We start from the raw sequence: 1,670 nt of genomic DNA on the forward strand, positions 1-1,670 counted from the left end.
GCGAGGCCGACGGCTATCAGGCCGAATCCGAGCGCCGTGCCCAGCCGTGCCCGGCCGCGGAAGACGGCGTGCACGGCCATCGCCGACGCGCGGTAGACGAGGTGCGGCAGCGCGAACAGCACTCCGGGCGTTGAGCCGCGGAGGGCAGCCGTACCGCGTGCCGTGCTCCCGCAGGGTCTCGCGGACCTGTGCCCACAGCGCCGCCTCCTGGCCCGGGTACAGGTCGGCCAGCGCGGCGAGCAGTTCGGCGATGTGGTTGACCAGCAGGCAGTAGACGACGCGGTCCCAGCCGCGCTGGGCGTCGTACGTCATCGGCCGCGCCACCTCGGCGGGCAGCGCGGCGAGGGTACTGGCGTGGTGCTCGGGGACGAGCTTGGTGCCCTCCAGGTCGCGGAAGAGCACCTGGGCCGGCATGCCGTCGGCGTCGACGCAGAGCAGGACGTTCTGCAGATGGGGTTCGAGGACGAGTCCGTGGTCGAAGTAGGCGGCGAGCACGGGCGGCACGAGCAGTCGCAGGTAGGCGGCCCACCAGTCCCGTACGGCCTGCGGTCCCGCGCCGTCCAGCAGGCGGGAGACATGGCCCGGCCCGGTGGGGTACTCGTCGGCGACGGCGGCGGCGAGCAGCGGCGTGGTGCCGGGCAGCAGGTGCTGGGCCAGGCCCTCGCGGACGATCACGCCGAAGCCTTCGAGCAGTGCGCGGTCGGGCGTGCCGTCCGGGCCCGGGAGTGCGAGGCTGCGGTAGGCGGGCTCGCGCAGTACGGCCGCACCGGGGAAGCGCTCGGCGAGCTCACCCAGGACGGGCGCCAGGTGGCGGGTGAGGGCGACGGCCCCCGAGAGCTCGTAACGGCTGTTCTTCCGCAGGCAGTTGGTGATGCGGACGTTCAGGCTGAACTTCAGGAACGTCTCGCCGTCGTACAGCGTCCGCACGGAAGCCGTGGCGGCGAACGGCCGCCCGCCCTCGCCCAGGTCGAGCACGTCGCCGCGCTCCAGGGCGGCACGCAGCGCGGGGTGGTCGCGCAGCATCTCGTACTGCCAGGGGTGTGCGGGCAGCGGCTTGTAGCCGTCGGGTACGGAGGCGGCCGGCCGGTCCAGCGGGGCGCTCGCGCCGGTGTGTGCGGTCTCCTCGGCCAGCAGGTGCTCACGTACGGCGAGCTGCCGCAGCGGGAAGGTGGCGCCGGCCTCCGGTGCGTAGGAGGCCCAGGCCGACGGGGGTCCGGTCCGGGCCTTGGGGGTGGGGTGGAAGCGGTGGCCGAGGAGAAGGGACTGCTCGGAGGCGAGATAGCGGGCGGGTCCGTCCGCGGTGGAAGCATGTGCGGCTGCCCGGGGACGGCCGGCGAGCGCCGCCGCGACGCCTTCGTGGCTGGAGGTGATCTGTTCGGCGAACTCCTCGTTGCGTACGCCGGTGCGGAGGAACAGCTCGTCGTGGGCGTACTCCGCCAGACGGCGCCAGTCGACCGCCGTCCAGCCGCCCTCGCCGTCCTGCTCGGTGACGGGCCCGGTGAAGCGGTGGGCGCCCAGCAGCGAGGTGCGGCGCAGCGCGACGCGGAGCAGCACGCCGCGCCGGGGCAGCCTCAGCAGCAGCCGGCCGTCGTCGACAGCGGTCTGGTGTTCGGGGCCGGAGACCTCGCGCAGCAGGCAGTTGAGGAGCGTATGGGCGACCGCCTCGTCCG

Annotated in this window: 1 protein-coding gene; it reads right to left on the reverse strand. The window is 74.1% G+C overall.

Going from position 1 to position 1,670, the window contains the following annotated elements:
- The coding region (locus ITI46_RS34335; protein WP_209243963.1) for an IucA/IucC family protein at positions 1-1,670 on the reverse strand (1,670 nt) is incomplete at both ends.

It is taken from the genome of Streptomyces oryzae (genome assembly GCF_017676365.1).
Lineage (GTDB): Bacteria > Actinomycetota > Actinomycetes > Streptomycetales > Streptomycetaceae > Streptomyces > Streptomyces oryzae.